Annotated in this window: 19 protein-coding genes and 3 pseudogenes; 10 read left to right on the forward strand and 12 right to left on the reverse strand. The window is 63.8% G+C overall.

Going from position 1 to position 20,067, the window contains the following annotated elements:
• Window positions 1-74 precede the first annotated feature (74 nt).
• Window positions 75-797: pseudogene (locus DRB19_RS23370) on the forward strand (maleylacetate reductase); the annotation flags it as partial.
• Window positions 798-844: 47 nt separating this feature from the next.
• Here the strand turns inward: DRB19_RS23370 and DRB19_RS23375 are convergent.
• Window positions 845-2,107 (reverse strand): patatin-like phospholipase family protein, encoded by a 1,263-nt coding sequence (locus tag DRB19_RS23375; protein ID WP_114188429.1) that lies wholly within the window; start codon window positions 2,105-2,107, stop codon window positions 845-847.
• Between the two features lie 80 nt (window positions 2,108-2,187).
• Here DRB19_RS23375 and DRB19_RS23380 point away from each other — a divergent pair, with 80 nt between their 5' ends.
• Window positions 2,188-2,898, forward strand: coding sequence for a tyrosine-type recombinase/integrase (locus tag DRB19_RS23380; protein WP_114188430.1), 711 nt, complete (start codon window positions 2,188-2,190; stop codon window positions 2,896-2,898).
• A 252-nt stretch (window positions 2,899-3,150) separates the two neighbouring features.
• On the opposite strand, the gene DRB19_RS23385 is transcribed toward DRB19_RS23380, so the two are convergent.
• From DRB19_RS23385 to DRB19_RS23420, 8 genes are all read right to left on the reverse strand, one after another.
• The gene (locus tag DRB19_RS23385; RefSeq protein WP_114188431.1) at window positions 3,151-4,146 is read right to left on the reverse strand and encodes an aldo/keto reductase; all 996 of its coding nucleotides are present in this window, start codon (window positions 4,144-4,146) and stop codon (window positions 3,151-3,153) included.
• 219 nt (window positions 4,147-4,365) lie between these two features.
• Window positions 4,366-4,713 (reverse strand): DUF6665 family protein, encoded by a 348-nt coding sequence (locus tag DRB19_RS23390; RefSeq protein ID WP_114188432.1) that lies wholly within the window; start codon window positions 4,711-4,713, stop codon window positions 4,366-4,368.
• A gap of 107 nt (window positions 4,714-4,820) precedes the next feature.
• Window positions 4,821-6,212: an adenylate/guanylate cyclase domain-containing protein gene (locus DRB19_RS23395; protein WP_114188462.1), complete on the reverse strand. Its 1,392-nt coding sequence runs from the start codon at window positions 6,210-6,212 to the stop codon at window positions 4,821-4,823.
• A 161-nt stretch (window positions 6,213-6,373) separates the two neighbouring features.
• Window positions 6,374-6,844, reverse strand: a complete 471-nt coding sequence (locus DRB19_RS23400; RefSeq protein WP_114188463.1) for a cyclophilin-like fold protein — start codon at window positions 6,842-6,844, stop codon at window positions 6,374-6,376.
• A gap of 255 nt (window positions 6,845-7,099) precedes the next feature.
• A complete protein-coding gene (locus DRB19_RS23405) occupies window positions 7,100-8,149 on the reverse strand; it encodes an NAD(P)-dependent alcohol dehydrogenase (RefSeq protein WP_114188433.1) in 1,050 nt (349 codons plus the stop codon).
• Window positions 8,150-8,276: 127 nt separating this feature from the next.
• On the reverse strand, window positions 8,277-8,747 hold the full coding sequence (locus tag DRB19_RS23410; protein ID WP_114188434.1) for a (R)-mandelonitrile lyase: 471 nt from the start codon (window positions 8,745-8,747) through the stop codon (window positions 8,277-8,279).
• 41 nt (window positions 8,748-8,788) lie between these two features.
• The gene (locus DRB19_RS23415; protein ID WP_114188435.1) at window positions 8,789-9,577 is read right to left on the reverse strand and encodes a carboxymuconolactone decarboxylase family protein; all 789 of its coding nucleotides are present in this window, start codon (window positions 9,575-9,577) and stop codon (window positions 8,789-8,791) included.
• A gap of 74 nt (window positions 9,578-9,651) precedes the next feature.
• Window positions 9,652-10,797 (reverse strand): MFS transporter, encoded by a 1,146-nt coding sequence (locus DRB19_RS23420; protein ID WP_114188436.1) that lies wholly within the window; start codon window positions 10,795-10,797, stop codon window positions 9,652-9,654.
• A gap of 152 nt (window positions 10,798-10,949) precedes the next feature.
• Here DRB19_RS23420 and DRB19_RS23425 point away from each other — a divergent pair, with 152 nt between their 5' ends.
• The 6 genes and pseudogenes from DRB19_RS23425 (at window position 10,950) to DRB19_RS23450 (ending at window position 16,800) form a co-directional block, all read left to right on the forward strand.
• The gene (locus DRB19_RS23425) at window positions 10,950-11,843 is read left to right on the forward strand and encodes a LysR family transcriptional regulator (RefSeq protein WP_114188437.1); all 894 of its coding nucleotides are present in this window, start codon (window positions 10,950-10,952) and stop codon (window positions 11,841-11,843) included.
• A 155-nt stretch (window positions 11,844-11,998) separates the two neighbouring features.
• Window positions 11,999-13,105, forward strand: coding sequence for an alpha/beta hydrolase (locus DRB19_RS23430; RefSeq protein WP_114188438.1), 1,107 nt, complete (start codon window positions 11,999-12,001; stop codon window positions 13,103-13,105).
• A gap of 138 nt (window positions 13,106-13,243) precedes the next feature.
• Window positions 13,244-13,801, forward strand: a complete 558-nt coding sequence (locus tag DRB19_RS23435; protein ID WP_114188439.1) for a hypothetical protein — start codon at window positions 13,244-13,246, stop codon at window positions 13,799-13,801.
• 171 nt (window positions 13,802-13,972) lie between these two features.
• The gene (locus tag DRB19_RS23440) at window positions 13,973-14,458 is read left to right on the forward strand and encodes a hypothetical protein (protein ID WP_245439764.1); all 486 of its coding nucleotides are present in this window, start codon (window positions 13,973-13,975) and stop codon (window positions 14,456-14,458) included.
• A gap of 296 nt (window positions 14,459-14,754) precedes the next feature.
• Window positions 14,755-16,000: pseudogene (locus DRB19_RS23445) on the forward strand (flavin monoamine oxidase family protein).
• Between the two features lie 32 nt (window positions 16,001-16,032).
• A complete protein-coding gene (locus tag DRB19_RS23450; RefSeq protein WP_114188440.1) occupies window positions 16,033-16,800 on the forward strand; it encodes an SDR family NAD(P)-dependent oxidoreductase in 768 nt (255 codons plus the stop codon).
• Window positions 16,801-16,813: 13 nt separating this feature from the next.
• On the opposite strand, the gene DRB19_RS23455 is transcribed toward DRB19_RS23450, so the two are convergent.
• The gene (locus DRB19_RS23455) at window positions 16,814-17,542 is read right to left on the reverse strand and encodes a dihydrofolate reductase family protein (RefSeq protein ID WP_114188441.1); all 729 of its coding nucleotides are present in this window, start codon (window positions 17,540-17,542) and stop codon (window positions 16,814-16,816) included.
• Window positions 17,543-17,666: 124 nt separating this feature from the next.
• Between DRB19_RS23455 and DRB19_RS23460 the strand changes: the two are divergent.
• Window positions 17,667-17,825: pseudogene (locus DRB19_RS23460) on the forward strand (GTP 3',8-cyclase MoaA); the annotation flags it as partial.
• A gap of 49 nt (window positions 17,826-17,874) precedes the next feature.
• Here DRB19_RS23460 and DRB19_RS31585 read toward each other — a convergent pair.
• Entirely contained in the window at window positions 17,875-18,006 is a 132-nt protein-coding gene (locus DRB19_RS31585) for a hypothetical protein (protein ID WP_276330631.1), read from the reverse strand.
• Window positions 18,007-18,198: 192 nt separating this feature from the next.
• Between DRB19_RS31585 and DRB19_RS23465 the strand changes: the two genes are divergently transcribed.
• Window positions 18,199-18,834: a nitroreductase family protein gene (locus tag DRB19_RS23465; RefSeq protein WP_114188442.1), complete on the forward strand. Its 636-nt coding sequence runs from the start codon at window positions 18,199-18,201 to the stop codon at window positions 18,832-18,834.
• A gap of 30 nt (window positions 18,835-18,864) precedes the next feature.
• Here the strand turns inward: DRB19_RS23465 and DRB19_RS23470 are convergent, their stop codons facing one another.
• On the reverse strand, window positions 18,865-20,055 hold the full coding sequence (locus tag DRB19_RS23470) for an MFS transporter (protein ID WP_114188443.1): 1,191 nt from the start codon (window positions 20,053-20,055) through the stop codon (window positions 18,865-18,867).
• Between the last annotated feature and the right edge of the window lie 12 nt (window positions 20,056-20,067).

Genomic DNA, 20,067 nt, shown 5'->3' on the forward strand with positions numbered 1-20,067 from the left:
CGGTCTCCTGTGTGTGAGATCTGCAACGACCTCATTCTGGCACAGCGATGCCGTAAGGGGGCCGTCCACCCTAACAGATTGTGATCCCGACCACCTATGCCGGATCGGAGATGACGCCGATTTTGGGTGAGACCAAGGACGGCGTGAAGACGACACAACGGACGCTGAAAGTGTTGCCGGAGGTGGTGATCTACGACGTCGATCTCACGCTGGGGCTCCCATCAGCCATTGCTGCAACCTCCGGGATGAACGCGATGGCTCATGCGGTCGAGGCGCTGTATGCCCGCGACCGCAATCCAGTGACTTCGCTTATGGCCGAGGAAGGCATCCGCAGCCTCGCCGGCGCTCTGCCACGGATTACGGAAGCGACGCAGGATCGTACGGCTCGCAGCGATGCCCTTTATGGGGCCTGGCTCTGCAGAACCTGTCTTGGTACGGTTGGCATGGCCCTGCACCACAAGCTCTGTCACGTTCTCGGCGGCGCCTTTAACCTGCCGCATGCGGAGACCCACACGATCGTCCTGCCCCACGCCGTTGCCTACAACGCTCCGGCAGTCCCTGATGCTATGAAACGCATCGCACGAGCCATGGGGGTTGCCGACGCCGCCCAAGGCTTGTTCGAGCTGACTGGACGTCTTGGGGCCAAACAGGCCCTTCGTGACATCGGCATGCCGGAGGACGGGATCGAGCACGCTGTCAAGGCGACGCTGGCGGCCCCTTACTGGAACCCGCGCCCGCTCGAGGAGGCGGCCCTGCGCGATCTGCTGACGGGGGCATGGAACGACGATCTACCCTGAGTGTGAGCGTGTGACAACCGTAACGGTCGTGGCCGCATGAGTGCATCTCAGCCGGCCGTCATCATCGCCCCAGGGCGTGCCTCGTGCAGGATGAAGCCCTCCATAGGATCGAACTCGCCGGACCAGGGAGCCAGTTCCAGAACCCGGCTGGTGTCGGCATACCCAGCCTCCCAGCGTTTGCGAATGCCGCGCGGGCTGAAGTCGATATCTTTGGTGTGATCCTCGCCATCAAGCGGCGGCGCCAGCAATCGAACGACGTGCATCCGGGTCAGGCAGCCATAGGCCGCTAACGCCCGCACAGCCTGGGTCTTTCGCTCCGCTTCCGGCAGGTGCCGGACGAGCTCGGCGATCACATGCCGGAGACGGTGGATCTGCTTCTGCCGGGCCATATGACTGGTGGTGCGGCTCGCGTACTGGACGTCCTTGTGGCGGCTCAGGACCTGCCAGATCGTATCCGGCTCTTTCCCCTGCGGGTTCCAGATATGAGTTGCGAAGATGACCGAGTTCCGCCGCGGGTTGTCGTCGAACACCGCCTCGAGCGGCGTGTTCGACAGAACGCCGCCATCCCAATAGAGATCCCCGTCAATGCGGATGGCCGGGAAAGCCGGGGGCAGGGCACCGGACGCCATCACATGGCGCACATCGAGCTCCATGTCGCGGCTGTCAAAGTAGCGCATCTCGCTGGTGCGAACGTTCGCCGCCCCGACCGTCAGCCGCGTCTCGCTCCCGTTGATCCGCCCGAACTCGACGAGATCGGAGAGTGTCCGAACAAGAGGAGACGTGTCGTAATAACTGGCGTCCTCTGGTCCAAGAGGCACGTGCGGGCCGAGGAAAGCCGGCAGGTTCGGCCGGAAGAAGGCTGGAATACCCTGAGCCATCGTTGTCAGGTTGGCCGCCAAGGATCCCATCAGAGGCCACGCTCCCAGGAGTTCCATCCAGGAGCTGTGCTGCATGCAACTCCAGAACTCCCGGAGCCGCTCCATTCGGTCCCCGGGGGTGTTGCCGGCAATCAGGCTGGCGTTGATGGCCCCGATCGAGGTGCCGATCACCCAGTCAGGCTCAACCCCGGCCTCATGCAGAGCCTGATAAGCACCGACTTGGTAGGCGCCAAGTGCACCGCCGCCCTGCAGCACGAGAACGATCTGGCCGAGCTCCTTCGGAACCTGGCGCGGACGGGCGGGTACCGTCTCGGGCAACCGTTGTTCGGTGATCGCTTCAGGCGGCGTGCCTGTCCGTTCAAGCTCACTGATCACGGCGTCGCCGGAGGCCTTGTCGCTCCTGAGGACATCGGCTGCGGCATGCTTCCTCATGGCATCCTCCTCAATGAGCTGTCCGGCCCTCGGGGGCTAAATTCCGCGACGGGTACGGAGACTGCTTTGATTTTGGGATTATGTCGTCGCTGCGCAGATCGAACTTGGTTGGGCTAACTTGGTCGGAAGTCGACCTGGCAAATCGACAGATAACTGTCATTCAGAAGGGAGATAGGATTCAAACTATCGAAATCGACAATGAAATGATGGAAATACTGCTCCGTCAGCTCGATATCCATCCGGTCTTCGTCTTTACGTACGTCGCTAAGCAGACGTACTACAATAAGAGAGCAGAGCGGATGATTATTCATGGGCAGCGCTACCCCATGACAGTAGCAGGATTTACCTCCTGGTACAAACGAATTGGAAAAAAGCTCGATCTGGACATTCGCGTTCATGATTTGCGACGGACAGGTGCCACACGCATGCTTCGGGAAACGGGCAATCTCAAAGCTGTCCAGAAGCATCTCGGACACGCCGACATTAAACTAACGGCAAAGCATTACGCTCACGTCTCTACGGGCGATATGATCCCACTGCAAGAGCGCACCCACGCTGGAACTAGGCGGAAGCGCCAAGAGTTAGCTGCGCTAAAGGCTGGACGCACACAGTCAGTATCCGATCGCGTGAACCATGGAATAGAGGGAATGGTCGACGAGAGACTGGCTCTGGTCAATCTAATTGAGAAAGAAGCGGATACGGATTTGATCCGAAGAATGCTCGCTGTAGTCGATGAGCGCCAGAGGAACCTGAAATCAGGGAGACAGACTACCTACGCTGAAGTGGCCTGATGAAAATGTGAACGACTGCGTCTGATGGCCCATTCTGGAAGTAGGCTGAATGTCCGCTTCGGGGAAAACGGGACGTATGTGAGTGGACGGGAGTTTCCTGGGTTGGCACGAGGCGGACCTTAGCCCAACGTCGGAACTGCGGCCGAGAGTGGACCTTCACAGTGGGTCCACTTTAGACCGAGGTTGATCCCTTATGGCTCCAAGAGACGTGAATAGCGAACACCCGCGTCCGGTAGGGGAAAGTACCCTGGCCTATCTGCTGGTCAGCGACATGGCTGCATCGCCATAGCGCTTGCCGGCGAACTTTTCCGGCGCCAGCATGTCACCGAGCGTCATAAGCTCGTCCGCCGAAAGCGTAATCTCCGCAGCGGCGACGTTCTGCTCCAGATGCGCAATCTTCCGCGCCCCGGGAATGGGCACGATGAAATCCCCCTGATGGAGAACCCAGGCAAGTGCGAGTTGTGCAGCCGTCACGCCCTTATTTGTCGCCATCTCCTCCAGCAACTGCACGAGCGAGGCATTGGCGGCCATGTTCTCGGGACTGAAGCGCGGAAGCGTCCGCCGGAAGTCATTGGCACCGAAATCCTCCGGTTTCTGGATCTTACCTGTCAGGAAGCCGCGGCCGAGTGGGCTGAATGGCACGAAGCCGATACCGAGTTCGCGGCAGGTGTCGAGGATTTCGCCTTCGGGATCCCGGGTCCAGAGCGAGTATTCGCTCTGAAGAGCAGAAATCGGATGGACAGCATGAGCGCGGCGGATGTGGGCGGCTCCCGCTTCGGAAAGGCCGAGTGCGCGCACCTTGCCTTCCTTCACAAGGTCCGCCATCGCGCCGACGGTATCCTCGATCGGCACCTGCGGGTCGACGCGGTGCTGGTAGAGCAGGTCGATCACCTCGACCCCGAGCCGGTTCAACGACGCCTCGGCCACTTCGCGGACATGCTCCGGTCGGCTGTCGAGGCCGGCCATGGCGTCCGCACCCCTCGTGCTCGTATCAATGCGAAAACCGAACTTGGTGGCGATCACCACTTTGTCCCGATACGGTTTCAACGCCTTGCCGACCAGCATTTCGTTCTCGAACGGGCCATAGACCTCGGCTGTGTCGAAAAAGGTGACGCCAAGATCGATGGCCCGATGGAGTGTGCGGATGGACTCCTGCTCGTCCTGGCCCCCATAGGCGTGGCTCATTCCCATGCAGCCGAGCCCGACTGTCGAAACGGCGAGGTCAGAGCCGAGTTTGCGCGTCTTCATCTGTTGATACCTTCTGGCTCACACCATGGAGCCATACAGAAGTTCCTAGGTGCGGCTTGTGAGATCAAGACCAAACTGACACAAATGGCAGTTCCCGGGACCACCCTAAAGCAAGCCGAATGTCTGGACATGCGGGGTGAGCGGAGGAGACCTTCTGAGTCCACGCTTGCGGTCGAAGTAGCTCAAGCTACTCGTGGGAAGGGTTGGATGCGCATTCGGCTAGTCCGCCCTGCGCCTGACCTGCCCGACCCGGTTCAGCACCTCACGCGGGATGCTGTAGTCCTTCACCACAGCGCCCCAGTTCCGGAGCCCGCACAGCTCGCGCTGGATCATGAAGGCCCAGACGAGGTCGGCTGCCGCGTCCAGCAAGGCACGGCGACGATGCTCCCGGTCAGGTTGGTGCGCTTCAGCATCGAAGGCTCGCAACGCCGCCAGAGCCTGCTCGACTTGGCCACTTAGGGCTCCAAGCGTATGCGCTTTCTGCTCCCTGAGTTCGTAATCAAGCACGCTCCAGCCCGTCTCCGGCTGAAGGCCGGTCGACAAGCTCTGGGGAATGCGAACTGCCATCTAAGGTCTCCGCAACATGGCCACGGAGGTGAGATGGTGCCGCAGCCCTCATGGCTGAACGCGACACCCTGGCGCAAGCTCGCACAGGCCACGCCCGGCAGCGCCTATTACGTAGCAATGTAAACGAGGAGGCCTTGCTGCCTGCCACGGAGCTGAATTTGGCGGGAGGACTGGAACCTCGTGAGCCACTCCGGATCTCCCGCGGCGCGGATGCAATCCTCCGAGGCGATGATCGAGCCGCCAATCTCGCGCGTCGCCTCCTCGAGCCTGCTTGCCACGTTCACGACGTCGCCCACGACGGTAAACTCGATGCGCTCCCGGCCGCCGAGATTCCCTACCGTTACCGGACCGCAGTGGATCCCAATTGACAGGCGTAGCGGATCGGCGCCGCGAGTGGATCTTTTCCGGTTCCAGCGCTCGATCTCCTGCTGGAGCTCGAAGGCACAGGCGAGCGCGCGGGCCGGCGCGTCCGGTTGCAGGCCGATGGAGCCGAAGGTGGCCATGAAGCCGTCGCCCAGGTACTTGTCGAGGGTGCCGCCATGCTTGAACACGATGGCGCAGCTCCGCTCCTGGAAACCGCGCAGCAAGGCGAACGTGCGCTCGGGTGAGAGGGTCTCGGTGAGCTTGGTGAAACCGACGATGTCCGCAAACAGGACAGCCACCGGCCTTGTGGCCGGCTCTCCAAACGCAGTCCCGCCGCGGCTGGCGAGGGCCTCGGCCACGTCCGGGGAGACATAGCGCGCGAGGTCCGCGCGCACGAACTCGGCCTCGACCTGGTTCAACAAGGTCCGCCGGCTGCGCCAGACGGCGAGTGTGATGAGAAGGGTAAACAGGGAGGTTGCAACAAGCTGGGTGTACCAGGCCGTCAGGCCGACAAAGGCAGGCTTCAAGGAGAGATCCAGGGCCGCGGCCGACGTGAGAACTCCCTCCGCAGCCGCATCGTTGAACCGCAGCGTGTCCGGCTGGGAGTAGATCGTGACTACGCCGATCGACCAGATGACGAGGATTGACACACCCGTCCAGAGCACCCTCCGCGGGGAGTAGGTGAGCGCAGCCTCTCCGAGGAGAAGGAGAACGTAGAGGAATTCCTGGCCGCGCAGGCGGGTCTGAATTGGCCAGTCGTTGCCGAGACTCGCCGGTGGCGGGACCAGGATCGCGGCCGTCACCAAGGCCACGTCGAGGACGATGAAGCCAAGCTTGATCGCCTCGCCGTGACGATGGTGCCGCAGGTGGTACGGGATATAGCCCAGGAGGAAGAACCCGAAGGCGTAGGTTCCGTAGTAGAGATCGCGCGGCCACGGGACGAGCCAGATCAGCCAGATGGAAACAACGATGATCGCGGTCAGCCTGGCGTAGAACGCGAACTGGAGGCCTTCGAGCTCGGCCTGTCGAGTGCTCGCCTGAAGACGAACCTGTGCGTTACGGAGAGACCGAAGCGATCGAAGCCCCTTCGAGGCCCTGGACACGAAGCCGACAATCCGGGTTGCCAAGTCAGACATATGCTTGCTCTGCCGATTCCAGAAGCTCTGGGTCTGAGCCTGATAGCATTCCAACGAGGGCCTTGCACGGTGCGAGCGGAAACGGCAATGGGGGAGGCTTAAGGCCAGAATCTGGAATCCTCATCGAACCGGACGTTCTGAAAACGCAGGGAGCTCGGTTCCTATCGGATGCGCTCGATGCGCAGCGGGAACTTGCCGCGCACGCGCAGCGGCTCAAAGCTGCCGTCGAAGCGGCCGAGCCGGATCAGGCCGTCCCAACGGTAATCGGCGTAGAACATGGCCAGGTTGCCCCAGGGCTTGAAATAGCAGAGATCACCCGGTCGCTCGTTGCCGAACGGGCCGCTGCCATCCTCCGTGAGCTTGCGCGGCAGGTGGGCGATCTTCTCGTTGCTGCCGTAGTCCTCGATCATGAGGTCCAGGGGGAGTAGCGTGGCCAAATCGCGGGCCGACGGGTTGTCGTAGAGCGTGGCCGTCATGATTCGACCATCGAAGGTCAGCCTGATCCTCACGTCGGTCGGCTTCTGGCTCGCCGGATCCCTACCGCTCTGACCGTGTGCCAGATGCGGAACGGCGGCTGCGAGCGTGGCGCCGAGCATCGCGCGGCGGCTGATCATCGGTGGTCTCATCGCCATGGACATGCTCCGGATTGTGCGTGACGAGGCTTCTCTGCTACCGGCTTTCCTATCTGGGCTAACCCGTAGCTGCCGGCAAGGATTTGAGTGGGCCCGTCATGGTGTCAGGCTGTTCGGGCTCTACTCATGGGGCAGGGAACATGGCCAGCAGGCTTTGATCGGGTGGTATACCGGCCCGGAGAACCGAATGCCTCCGGGCCGACGACAGCTTCATGATCTTGGCTGTCTGATAGCTAACGGCACCCTCGATAGAGGTCAGGCTGCCAGGGATGCGGTGTCGATCACGAAGCGATACTTCACGTCGCCCTTGAGCATCCGCTCGTAGGCTTCGTTGATCCCATCGGCCCGGATCATCTCGATGTCGGCAACGATCCCGTGCTCGGCACAGAAGTCCAGCATCTCCTGCGTCTCGGGGATTCCGCCGATCATCGAGCCGGCCAGGCTGCGGCGTTTCATGATCAGGCTGAACACCTCCGGGGACGGATGCGGCGTCGCCGGTGCGCCCACGAGCGTCATGGTGCCGTCGCGCTTGAGCAGCGCGAAGAGGGCATCGAGGTCGTGCGGTGCTGCCACCGTGTTGAGGATGAAGTCGAGGCTCTTGGTGTGCGCTGCCATCTCGTCCTCGTTGCGGGAGACGACGACGTCATGCGCGCCCAGTGCCTTGGCGGCCTGACGCTTCGACTCGGAGGTGGTGAACGCCACCACGTGCGCGCCCATCGCATTCGCGAGCTTGATGCCCATGTGGCCCAGACCGCCGATGCCGACCACGCCCACCTTGTGACCGGGTCCCACGTTCCAATGGCGCAGCGGCGAGTACGTCGTGATTCCGGCGCACAGCAGCGGCGCGACAGCCGCCAGTTGCTCCTCGGGGTGGCTGACCCGCAGCACGTAGCGCTCGTGCACTACGATCCGCTGGGAGTAGCCTCCCAGCGTGTGACCCGGCGCGTCGGGCGTGGGCCCGTTGTAGGTGCCGACCATGTGGTCGCAGTAGTTTTCCAATCCGTCGCTGCAATCGTCGCAGCGCTTGCAGCTATCCACGATGCACCCCACGCCGACCAGATCGCCGACCTTGTGGCTCGTCACATGCGCACCGACCGCCGACACGCGGCCGACGATCTCGTGGCCCGGCACGCAAGGGTACAGGGTGCCAGCCCATTCGGCGCGTACCTGATGGATGTCAGAGTGGCACACGCCACAGAAGGCGATCTCGATGCCGACATCGTGGGGACCGACCGACCGGCGGCTGATGTCCATCGGTTCGAGCGGCTTGTCTCCGGCATAGGCGCCAAAGGCCTTTACAGTCATGGAAGCGTACTTTCGTTGCTTGGATCATTGGGTGGGCGTCTACGGAAGGGTGGCCAAGCGAACTGGGTTCAATCGAAGCTGCCATGATGAGCCGTGTTCATGGATCCCTTCCCGGTTGAATGGAGCGCTACCGGGCGCCGTATTCTTGGTCGGTGACCAGTTCCATCCAATCGGCGTTCTTGCCGTCGCGGATGTACGTGACCGCAATGTGGCTCATGCCGTTGGTGTCGGTCGCCCCATGCCAGTGCTTGATCCCGGCCGGGATCCACACGACGTCGCTGGACTTGATCTCCTGGCGAGCCTGGCCCTCCCGCTGGACCCAACCCTTGCCCGCCGTGACGATGAGCATCTGCCCGGCCGGATGGCTGTGCCACGCGGTGCGGGCGCGTGGAGCGAAGGTCACCAGACCCGATGACGCAGGGGTCTCGACGGATGGCGGCGTAAGAAGATCCACCACCACCTGGCCCGAGAAGTTCTTCGGATCCGCGATCACGGACGGCGAGGAGCCGCTCGGGAAAACCTGGATGTCCTGTGCTTTGGCTGGCGCGGCACCGAGTGCGGCTGCGGTCATGGTGGCGGCGATGAGGGTGTTCTTCACGTTGGATCCTTTCAGGAGACAGGAAGAGGGGACGGCGATGGTCAGTTGGACCGAGCCTTGAGGACCTCTGCGACGACCGGGCCGGCGGAGAAGGCGTTGGGCCAACCTGCATAGAAGGCGATCTGCGTGACCACCTCTCCGGCCTGTTCCTGTGTCAGGCCGTTGTCCAAGGCCCTGTTCAGATGGCCTGCGAGCTGGGCCACCTGCCCATTCGCCATCAGCGACGTGATGGTCACGAGGCTGCGGTCACGCGGCGATAGGTCGGGGCGCAGCCAGACGTCCCGGAAGAGCGGATCGGTGGTGTACTGGTCGAGGCCCGGTGCAGCGGCTCCGATAAGGCGCTGTACAGCCGCAACCCGATTTGCCTCCGCCTGCTCGTTGAGCGGCAAGAGCTGCGGTGACGCGGCCGGCAACTGATCCGGTCCAATTTCGCGCTGGGCGAAGATGTCCTTGGTGACGGCAACGGCCGCCATCGCGTTCGACCAGCCCGAGTAGAAGGCGAGGTGCGTGATGGTCTCGGAGAGTTCGCGCGGTGTCACGCCGCTGTCGAGGGCAAGGTTGATGTAGTGCGGCAGGTCCAGCGTCTGGTTGCGTGCGATCAGGATGGCCACCGTGACGAGGCTGCGGTCACGCCGGGAGAGCTGCGGACGCTGCCACAGGCCTGCAACGTCCTCCTTGGCGTATCGGCCGAGGGCCTGGGAGACCGACTGAATGTCGGAAATCGAGAGTGCCGAAGTGTTCTCGAGAGGTGTGGACATGCGGGTGTTTCCTTGGGCAAGGGCGGGAGCCCCCAACGCGAGGGATACGAGTGTGGCGGCCAGCAACTTCATGGACGATGATCCTTTGCATGGTGATCGATGGGTGAAGGGGGCCGGCGCGATGGTTGCGGCAGCCGGTGTGGTACTCACGTGCGTGCGGATGATCCCGCACGCTTCGTCACAAACGCCATGAGACCCGCAACAGCCAGCATGGCTGCGCTCGCACCGAAGGTGCTCTGATAGCCGCTCGTGTCGAACAGGAGGCCACCAACGGTCGCGCCCAGGGTAATCGCCAGTTGGATGGCGGCCACCATCAGTCCGCCGCCGGCTTCGGCGTCTTCGGGCAGGGTCCGGGTCAGCCAGGTGTTCCAGGCCACGGGGGCTGGGGTGCCGATCAGGCCCCATGCCCCAAGAAGGACTGCCGTTGCGGCAAGCCAGTTGCCAAAGGCGACCAGGGCGATGGCGATCCCTGCCATCGCAAGCGGAATGGCGATCATCACGCCATACATCCCATTCTTCAGGAGAGATCCGATGAGGGTGGTCCCGGCGAGGCCAGTGATGCCCAGGAGCAGCAGGATCAGCGACAGGGTCGGAACATCGACATGGGTCACCATCTCGAGGAACGGGCGCAGGTAGGTGAACAGCGCGAACTGGCCCATGAAGAACAGCGTGATCGCCACCATGCCGGAGGCCACCACGGGCCGGCGGAGCAGCTTGAACACGTCGCCAGAGCCGGTGGGCCGCCCAGCGTGCATGGAGGGCAGCTTTGCCAGCAGCCAGACCAACGCGATGGCTGCCAGGGGCACCACGCAGAAGAAGGCTCCGCGCCACCCGATGTAGTCCCCGAGGAAGCTGCCCAGCGGCGCCGCGACGATGGAGGACAGTGCCGTCCCGCCTTGCAGGATCGCCAGGGCGCGCGGCACGCTGTCTGCCGGTACCAGCCGCATGACCGCCGCGGCCGACATCGACCAGAATCCGCCGATGGCGATGCCGAGCACCGCCCGGCCGAGCATGAGGATCGTGTAGTTCGGCGCAAGGGCCACGACCGTCCCGGAGACGATCAGCGAGAGGGCCAACACGAGCAGGACGGTGCGCCGATCCCACCGAGACGTCAGGCTCGAGATCGTCAGACTCGTGAGTACGGCGAAGATGCCTGAGACGGAGATCCCCTGGCCGGCTTGGCCTTCGGTCAGGTGAAGGTCGGCGGCAATCGGGGTCAGCAGGCTGACTGGCATGAACTCTGAGGCAACGAGCACCATGCAGCACAGCGACATGGCGAGGACCGCGCCCATGCCGGAGAGCGGTCAGGAATTACGTCACACGAAGAAGCGGTTCCAACTGTCATCAATGTCTCTCGATACCGATGGGAGACCGGAAGATAGGCCGTCCTCATTGGATCGATTAGGTGCTAAGACCTGCATGAACCTATGAGGGGGGCTCATGAATGGCGCGCGAGAACATCAATGACCTGATTGCCTTCCTGGCTGTCGCGCGGGAGCGGAGCTTCACGAAGGCGGCCGCACAGCTCGGCGTCTCCCAATCGGCCCTGAGCCACACTGTGCGCGGCCTTGAGGAGCGGTTGGGCGTGCGACTCCTCACCCGTACCACCCGCAGTGTGGCGCCCACTCAAGCGGGCGAGCGCCTGCTCCGAACGGCGGGCCCCAGACTGGCCGAGATCGAGGCCGAGCTGGATGGATTGAGCGAGTTCCGCGAGAAGCCTGCCGGCACGATCAGGATCACGGCGGGCTACCATGTCACCGATACGATCCTGTGGCCGAAGCTCAGGGCTGTTCTTGCCGACTACCCTGACATCAAGGTGGAGATCGCCCTCGACGAGAGCTTGGCCAACATCGTCGAGCAACGGTTCGATGCAGGTGTGCGCCTGGGCGAGCAGGTTGCGAAGGACATGATTGCGGTGCGCATCAGCCCTGATGTCCGTTTTTCGGTGATCGGAGCACCGTCATATTTCGCCAGTAGACCGCGGCCCGAAACCCCTCAGGACCTTCTCGGCCATACCTGCATCAACCTGCGCCTACCCACCTATGGTGGGCTTTATGCATGGGAATTCGAGCGTGATGGCCAGGAACTGGCCGTCCGGGTCGACGGCCAACTCGTGTTCAATGGCATCTTCCAGGTCCTCAATGCCGCGGTGGACGGCTTCGGGCTCGCTCACGTCCCGGAGGACATCGCGTTGACGCACATCGCCTCCGGCCGCCTCGAGCGAGTCCTTGAGGATTGGTGCCCATCGTGGACGGGGTACCACCTGTACTACCCGAGCCGCCGGCAGTCCTCCGCAGCCTTCAACCTGGTTGTCGAGGCTCTGCGCCACCGGAGCTGAGACAAGTAGGGCCGATCCTTCAAAATCACGCGAGATTGATGAGCCAGGCTCATAAGGGTATGCGCCGCAGCTCCGCTAATCCTCTGCCTTCCCGCTTGCTACTGTTTAACCGGAGCCAGGCATCGGCCTGAGCAGGAAAGAGCAGAGATACTGGCATGAACAAGCAGAACAGTCCTGAGAATAGAGCAGCACAGACCTCCGGCCCGGACCTTGCCCGGCGTGACCTCTTGAAGCTGACCGGCGCTGGCGTCGCCGCGCTTGGTGTCGGGTCGCTTTCCAATATTCCCAGCCCGAAGGCTCAGGGCATGTCAGCCGGATGGGACAAGGTTTTCCCCCGAAGCGAGAGCGTCGATCACCAGAAGGTCACCCTCAAGAACCGCTACGGCATCACCCTGTCGGCCGATCTCTACCAGCCGAAGAATCGTGCCGGCAGGAGGCTGGCGGCGCTCGCCATCAGCGGTCCGTTCGGCGCAGTGAAGGAGCAGTCGTCGGGCCTCTACGCGCAGACCATGGCGGAGCGTGGCTTCATCACGCTGGCTTTCGACCCGTCCTTTACCGGAGAAAGCGGCGGCGAGCCTCGCAATGTCGCCTCACCGGACATCAATACCGAGGATTTCAGCGCGGCAGTGGATTTTCTCGGCCTGCACCCATCCGTCGATCGCGAGCGCATCGGCGTCATTGGTATCTGCGGCTGGGGCGGCATGGCATTGAATGCCGTCGCCGTGGACAAGCGCGTCAAGGCCGTTGCGGCCAGCACCATGTATGACATGACGCGTGTCATGTCCCGCGGCTACAACGATAGCGTGACGCTCGAACAGCGCACCCAAACGCTCGAGCAACTCAGCCGTCAGCGGTGGCAGGATGCGGAAAAGGGAACCCCGGCGCATGGTCCGGTATCCCTCGAACTCAAGGGCGGTGAGCCGCAGTTCGTGGTGGAGTACGCTGACTACTACAAGAAGCCGCGCGGCTTCCACCCGAGAGCGATCAACTCGAACGCCTCCTGGACGCTCACGACTTCGCTGTCGTTCATGAACATGCCGCTCCTGACCTACATTGCGGAAATAGCGCCGCGCCCGGTCCTGCTGATCCATGGCGAACAAGCCCACTCGCGTTACTTTAGCGAGACCGCCTACGCGGCTGCGGCGGAGCCGAAGGAACTCCTCATCATCCCGGGTGCCAACCACACGGATCTGTACGACCGGGTCGACATGATTCCGTTCGACAAGCTCCAGTCGTTCTTCAATCAGCACCTCTCCGCGTGAGCAGCGATATGGAGCCTGGACTATTCGGTGCAGGCTCCATCAAGGCGAGGAGACAACCGCACGCTAAGTTATTGCCGGGCGCCACCATAGGGCCTGTTAGCGTCTGATTTCGCCTCTAGCTATGAAAGGAAGAAGCGAATGAAGAGCACAACCTTGCACACACCCAGGGGCATCCGGGGACTACGACTGCTAGTCGCTGCGGGCACTGCTGCTGTGGTCGCGCTGGGAACAGTCCTGATTCCGGTGCTACCTGCTGCCGCGCATCACGGGTGGCCCGGCTTCGAAACCGATCGCCTTGTCTACATCGCGGGAACGGTCTCCTCGGATGGTGTCTGGGGGAACCCGCACTCGCAGTTCGATGTAACCCTGGACAGCAACCTCCCTGCCGACACTCCCGAACTGGCGATTCCAGAGCAGTTGCAAGATCCCGAGGACAGCATCCGGGTCAAGGCCGCTCTCTCGTACAAGGGCCCCCACAAGGAACTGGAGGTCATCATCGCGCCGCCGGCCTGGTCGGGCCAGTGGGGCTTGGGCCGTGCGCTGAAGAGCGGGGAGCGCTTCCGGGCGGTCGGCTACATCAATCGGACGAATGATGGCCTCTTTCGTCCGGTCGTGTTTTGGTATGGGGATGACGACGTGCCGGTCAACCAAGTGCTGGGCAACACCCTCCCGGTACGAGCGCCGCTGCCGAAGTAGGCTTCCTCGGCCTCTGCGAGCACCATCCCGGCCACCAGGTCAAAGCCGCAGCGCGAGACTCTGGGAATTCGATGTTGTGGGCGGTGTTCGGGGCGTCATCGCCGCAGTAAGTGCGGGTGGGACCTCCACCTGCGCCATCGCACCGGGCGGGATTGAACGGAGTATGCTCGATTGCTCAACTCGTTGCTGATGCTGTTGCAGGGCTCGACGCTCGGCGAGACGGTGCGAAGTGGCCAATACCTCTATCCGGTGCTCGAGGCCATCCACATCCTTGGGATCGCTCTTCTTGTCGGCCCGGCTTTCACATTCGACCTCCGACTGCTGGGAGTCGGACACCGGGTCGTGTCTGCAATCACAGCCGCGCGCTATCTGCTGCCCGTCTCCCACATCGGCTTCGCCATCGCCGTTACCACGGGCATCGCACTGCTCAGTGCGCAGGCCACCGTGGTTGCTGGTGCCGGAGCTGCACCGTGGAAGTTCGGCCTGCTGATCCTCGCTGGCCTCAACATACCGGTGTTCCACTACGGCGTTTACCGCCGCGTCGATGAGTGGACGGATGCCGCTATGACCCCGGTCGCCGCCCGCGTCGGAGCAGCAGTGTCACTGATCGCATGGACGGGCGTGATACTCGCCGGTCGGCTCCTCGCCTACACCTGATCTCCTGGGCGTCAAGATTCCTTCATCGGGTTCCTCTGCCTCGCCGCCTGCTCGATTTGCTCGGCTCTAACAGGCCCTCATCGCAATCGACCTGGCCGGCGTTTGCCTTGCTGGCAGATACACTGCACTACCGCGGCTGAACCAAAAGCACCCTCAACTGATTGGCGGAAGGGTGAGGGCGTCACGGCACAAGTGATGGCAGAAGTTGACTGAGGCAGTCCTCTGCTCGGCCTCTCCGTAGACGCTCAAGTCGAGCTGGAGTACCGGAGCACGATCTTATCGAATGGGCAGGTTATATGAGCACTGATTGGGACGTCGTCATCATCGGCGGCGGGGCGGCAGGCATTGCCGCAGCGCGGCGGCTTGCAACCAAGGGCGTTTCCACCTTGCTGCTCGAAGCCTCGCCGCGGATCGGCGGCCGCGCTCACACGGTCAACGTCGCCAAGCATGCGCTCGATCTCGGTTGCGGCTGGCTCCATTCGGCCGATCGCAATCCTTGGGTCGGCATCGCCGAGGCATCCGGCTTCGTCGTCGAGCGCAGAAGGGCGGCCTGGAACCAGCAATATCGCGACCTGGGCTTCTCACCCGAGGACCAGGATGCAGCGGACGAGGCCTATTCCGCATGGCATGGACGCTTGATCCGGGACCCACCGCAAAGCGACTGTGCCGCCGATGCGCTGGAATCCGGTGGGATGTGGAACGGCTATCTTCAGGCGATGAGCGGCTACATCAGCGGCGCTGGCCTCGAGCGGCTCTCGATCGCCGATTATCTGGCGTACGATACTGCTTCAACAAGGTACAACTGGAGAGTGCCGGCCGGGTACGGCACCCTCATCGCTGCAAGCCTTCCGCCCAGCGTTGCGCTGCGCCTTGCCACCCCGGTCGAGGGCATCACCCTTGAGGCGGCTGGGGTGAGCATCGCAACGCGAGCCGGCCGCATCACCGCTCGGACCGCCATCCTCACCGTCTCGACCGCCGTGATCGTTGGTGGGACCATCGGGTTGCCGTCAGAGCTCGATGAGTGGCGCCATGCGGCCGCCAGCCTGCCGCTCGGTCGGAACGAGAAGCTGTTCCTGGAGATCGTCGGCGACAGTCCCTTCGAGCCGGAGACCCATGTCATCGGCGACCCGCGCAACCCGTCCACGGGCTCCTACTACATCCGACCCTTTGGCCGTCCCGTGATCGAGGGCTTCTTCGGCGGGGAGGGCGCCGAGGTGCTGGCCGAGCACGGACCTGCCGCTGGCTTCGCCTATGCCATCGAGGAGCTTGCGGCACTGTTCGGTTCACACGTCCGACGCAGCCTCTGGCCGCTGGCCGTCTCGAACTGGAGCCGGATGGATCACATCGGGGGAGGCTACAGCTATGCTCTTCCGGGGAAAGGCGCAAGCGCGGGTCACCTTGGCTCGCCCGTTCGGGGGCCGGCTATTCTTCGCCGGCGAGGCGACCCACCGCTACGACTTTTCAACCGCCCATGGGGCTTATCAGAGCGGAGTGCGGGCTGCCGATGAGGTGATGGCTGCGCTTCGCCTGCCCGCGCCCTAGGTCTAGGGCTTCAGCGGATTGAGAGGACTGGGATGGCTTTCATCTTCATCACCGGCAGCACGGAAGGACTCGGCCGCGCGGCGGCGCAGGCCCTGATCGGGCAGGGGCACCGGGTCGTTCTCCATGCCCGCTCTCAGCAGCGTGCAGCGGCGCTCGCAGACCTCTCGCCACGCTCGGCCGGCATCGTTCTCGGCGACCTCCGCAGTGCGGTCGAGACCCGGTCAATTGCTGATCAGGTCAATGCCATTGGCCGGATGGACGCGGTCATCCACAATGCCGGCATCTACACCGTGCCGAGCCGGTCGCCGACCCCTGAAGGGCATGCGAGCACCCTCGCAGTCAACACGCTCGCCCCGTACATGCTGACGGCTGTGATCGAACGTCCCCGCCGCTTGATCTATCTGAGCAGCGGCATGCACCGCAGCGGCACTGGGCCGTTGCATGACATCGATTGGACTGAGCGGCGCTGGGATACAACTCGCGCCTACTCGGAAAGCAAGCACTACGTCGCGGCACTGGCCCTTGCCGTCGCGCGCCACTGGCCGGACGTGATGAGCCATGCGGTCGATCCGGGCTGGGTTCCGACCCGCATGGGAGGTGTCGGAGCTCCCGATGATCTTGAGGAGGGCCATCGCACCCAGACCTGGCTCGCCACAAGCGATGATCCCTCGGCCATTGTCAGTGGCGGCTACTGGTATCACCGGAAGCGGCAGGCACCAGCCGCACAAGCGACCGACTCTGCCTTCCAGGACCAGCTTATGGCCAGACTTGCGGATTTAACGGGCGTATCGCTGTTCTGAAGCGAAGGTTGGCTCAAGGTGTCGGAGCCGGTGCGTCCTCGACTTTGTGACGCAACCAGACCATGCCGCCCTCGAGCGTTTCGCAGCCAATCAGACGCAGCGCCTGCCCGGCGCCCGGACGCTCGTCGTCAGTGCCATGGTAGTCGACGATGGTCTGGACGCCGGCTAGGCCGTCGACGGCGGGGTGGATCAGCGTGCTGAACTCATCAATCAGCCGTCGCTTCAGGAACGAGCCGTTGATCGCGCCGCCTCCCTCGAGGAGCAGCGTTTTGACGCCGAAGACCGCGGCGAGCTGCTCCATGGCAAGGGCAAGGTCGTCGCCATTCGGGCCGGCGAAGATGTAGGAGACGCCGTCCTGGCGCAGCTCGGCCAGATAGGCATCCGACACCTGCTCGCCCAGCACGGCGACCGCGTGATCGCCTCCGACATTGTCCTTGCTATCGCCATCGACCCGGCCGGCCGGGTCGATGGCGATAGCAAGGTCCCGGCCATTGCGGTTTGCCACATGCGGCTCGCGCGCGACCTGCGGGACATCGCCCATGGGCCGCTCGCTTCCCTTGGCCATCTGGGCCATTGTCTTGCGGCCGACGATCCAGCCTTCCGCCCCGAACTGACCGGTGACCTGCTCGTAATGCCCGCGCAGCACCTCGGCCGGAATGCCCGCGGCAGGCACGGTGAAACGGCTGGGATGGAGGCGGCCATCGATGGAGGTGATCATGTGGCAGATGATGTAGGGGCGCATGGATACGACTTCTCCGTTATCAACAGTCGGGAGGTTCCAGGAGCGACAGCGGCCAGAGTCCTGACCGGGTCGTATCTGCCTGTGTAAGGCGCGATGACCAGAGGCCGGAACACGCATAGGCTATGACCTGCGGGCGCCCGTGCGAGCATCGCATGATGATGGATTGCTGGAGCAGGCGATCGAGGAAGCGATCAGCCGCAAGCCCACGGGATATGACTTCATCATCGACCGTCGCCACAACCGTCCGGCGGTCAGTCGTCACATGAGCATGACCGGGGGCTGAGCCGCAGCTCCACAATCCCTTCCGGCCTGACGCTCGGTGCCGTCCGGATTCAAAACGGCATCCTGGCGACGTAGATCGCCAGCATCAGCAGGACACAGGCTCCCAGGGTGCCGGCCAGCCATGGCGCGAGCTGGGTCCTATAGTGCTCCTCCAGGCGTCTTTGGCGCTTGCGGCGGGACATCGTCGGCCTCCTCCCGGTGGATTGGCGCACGGTGACGTGTCGAAGCGATCATAGTCCGGTGGCAACTCCGCGACGACCCATTTCCGGAGCGTCGAATGTCGGCGGCAGTTGTGGCATCCTGGGCCTCCGCCGATCAGGTGCAGCGGCGACGTGTCGGTCGCCGACCCCACGTGATGCAGGAGTTCATGCAAGATGACGACCACCGGATCGGAGACGTCCGAATTCCCTGACGCGAAGGCGGACGGACTGAGGTTGCTGCATCGCATCTGCGCAAGGCGATCGACGCCACCCCGGCATCTGGTGGCACCTGGTCCGTCCGAGGACGAGATCCGCATGATCGTGCGGGCCGCCTCCCGGGCGCCGGATCACATGAGCCTGAAGCCGTTCCGCTTCATGGTCATCCCACCCGACCGACGCGATGCCCTGGCGGATGCGTTCGAGGCCGCCGAGCGCGAACTCAATCCCGGCATCGCGGGCGAGAAGCTCGACCGCGCCCGCGAGAAGGCTCTCCATGCGCCGGTGCTTCTGGCCGTGATCTCCCGCGTGCAGGAGAACATGGAGGTTCCCGAGATCGAGCAGCGCGCGTCCGCGGGCGCCGCCCTGGGCTACGTGGTCCTGGCCGCCGACCTTCTGGGTTACGGCGCGATGGCCGTGAGCGGCCGCAAGGTCGCGACGAAGGCGATGCACCGTGCCTTCCGTCTTGCCGACAACGAGGGGCTTCTGTGCTTCGTCGGGATCGGAATGCCCGCGAAGGTCAAAGGGCCACCGCCGGAGCCTGACCCGGAACTCCTGCGGGCCTGGCAGCCCGACGCGGGGGAGGCCGGCTGATCCCGTACGGGGATTGGCCGTGCCCGTGGATCACCTCCTGCGGGCAGTCACCCACAGCAGGCCGACGAGGCATAGGTTCAGGCAGGCCAAACCGGAGAGAACGCCGAGCACCGCATCCGTGCCGCCCCGTTCGATCAGGATCGCACCGAGTGACGGGGACAATGCCTGGGCGAGCAGGCTGGGCATCGCCAGCCGCCCCATGAGCGAGGCGTACCCCTCTGATCCGAACAACGCGAGGGGGAGGGTGCCCTTGGCGATCGAGCCTATGCCGTTTCCCGCACCGTACAGCGCCAGGGCAAGCGCCAGGATCGGGAACCCGAGGAGCAGCAGGATGATCCCGCCTGCGACCAGGGTGACGGAAGCCGCCATGGTCCAGGTCGGATGGTAGTGGCGGCCGAAGGCCATCTCCATGACGCGGGCGCTGACCTGCGACGGTCCGACGAGCGCCCCGAGGCCAACCGCCGCCGCGAGGCTGAGGCCCCGGGCCTGGAGGAAGGTGAGCAGATGCACCCCGATCATGGACGCCGTGACCGCACCGAGGGTGAGGATCGTGGCGAGCAGCGCGAACGCGCGGATCCGCCTGGTCCCGGTCAGAGGGGGCGGTGAGGATATCCCGGGTTTCGCGCCGGCCGACCTGCCATCGCCCGAAACCGAAACGATGCCGGGCACGACGAAGGCGTGCAGCGGAAGGCATACGAGGACGTGGATCGCGGCGTAGGCCGCGCAGGCGCCGCGCCAGGCGAAGTGCTCGACGAGCCAAGCACTGAGCGGCCAGCAGACGGTGCTGGCGAAGCCGCCCCACAGGGTCAGGGTGGTGATCGCGCGCCGGGCATCCTTGCCGTACAGGCGGCCCAGCGTGGCGAAGCCCGCGTCGTAGAGGCCCGAACCCATGCCAAGGCCCATCAGGAGCCAGGCCATCAGGTAGACGGGGAGGCTGTGCGCCAGCGCGAGGGTCGCGAGGCCGGCGGCGAGCAGGATCGAACTGGCCATCAGGACCGGACGGCCGCCCTTGACATCGATGGTGCGCCCGACCCGCGGCGCGACCAGTCCGGCCGCGAGTAGTCCCACGGACAGGCCACCCACGACCCAACCGAGCGACCATCCGGTGTCGGCGGCGATCGGCTGAGCGAGCACGGCCGGCAGGTAGAAGGACGATCCCCAGGCAAGGATCTGCGTGATCCCGAGGGCGGAGATGACCACCCTCGGACTCGGCTTCGGCATGGCGGGATCGCT

The organism is Microvirga aerophila, from assembly GCF_003332305.1.
GTDB classification, from domain to species: Bacteria; Pseudomonadota; Alphaproteobacteria; order Rhizobiales; family Beijerinckiaceae; genus Microvirga; species Microvirga aerophila.